The 1,061-nt window shown below is 66.4% G+C and carries 1 protein-coding gene; it reads right to left on the bottom strand.

Annotation, left to right across the window (positions count from 1 at the left end; genetic code table 11):
- Nucleotides 1-1,058 (bottom strand): acyl-CoA dehydrogenase family protein (locus tag L810_RS43285; RefSeq protein WP_042978470.1); only part of this gene is annotated, 1,058 nt, incomplete at its 3' end.
- Nucleotides 1,059-1,061 lie beyond the last annotated feature (3 nt).

Below are 1,061 nucleotides of genomic sequence, written 5' to 3'. Positions count from 1 at the left end.
GCGCGCATCGTGCCGAGCATCCGGCGCACGTCCGGGTGATGGATGATCGTCACCGACTGCTTGGCCGATCCGTCCACCGGGCGGCTCTGCACGCGCTCCTTCGCGAATTCCGCGGCCTTCTGGTACGCGCGGTCGGCCACGCCGATCCCCTGCATCCCGACGCCGAAGCGCGCCGCGTTCATCATGATGAACATGTATTCGAGGCCGCGGTTCTCTTCGCCGATCAGGTAGCCGATCGCGCCGCCGTGGTCGCCATATTGCAGCACCGCCGTCGGGCTCGCCTTGATCCCGAGCTTGTGCTCGATCGATACGCAGTGCACGTCGTTGCGTTCGCCCAGCGAGCCGTCGTCGTTCACCAGGAACTTCGGCACGATGAACAGCGAGATGCCCTTCACGCCTTCCGGCGCGTTCGGCGTGCGTGCCAGCACCAGGTGGACGATGTTGTCCGCCATGTCGTGCTCGCCCCACGTGATGAAGATCTTCGTGCCGAACACCTTGTACGTGCCGTCACCCTGCGGCTCGGCGCGCGAACGCACCAGCGCAAGATCCGAGCCCGCCTGCGGCTCGGTCAGGTTCATCGTGCCGGTCCATTCGCCCGAGATCAGCTTCGGCACGTAGCGCTGCTTCTGCTCGTCGGTGCCGGCCGTCAGCAGCGCCTCGATCGCGCCGTCCGTCAGCAGCGGGCACAGCGCGAACGACAGGTTCGCCGCGTTCAGCATCTCGATGCACGGCGTCGCGATCAGCTTCGGCAGCCCCTGGCCGTCGTATTCGGACGGGTGCTGCAGCCCCTGCCAGCCGCCTTCGACGAACTGGCGGAACGCTTCGCCGAAGCCCGGCGTCGCGGTCACGACACCGTCCTTCCAGCTGCTCGGATTGCGGTCGCCTTCGACGTTCAGCGGCGCCAGCACCTCGCCGCAGAATTTCGCGGACTCGTCGAGCACGGCCTGCGCCGTGTCGTAACCGGCGTCCTCGAAACCCGGCAGTTGCGCAACGGTGTCGATGCCCGCGAGTTCCTTCAGCACGAACAGCATGTCCTTGACGGGGGCGTTATAGCTCATGGT

Source organism: Burkholderia sp. AU4i, from assembly GCF_000466765.1.
Classification (GTDB): Bacteria; Pseudomonadota; Gammaproteobacteria; order Burkholderiales; family Burkholderiaceae; genus Burkholderia; species Burkholderia cepacia.
This window is presented reverse-complemented; position numbering and strand designations above follow the sequence as displayed.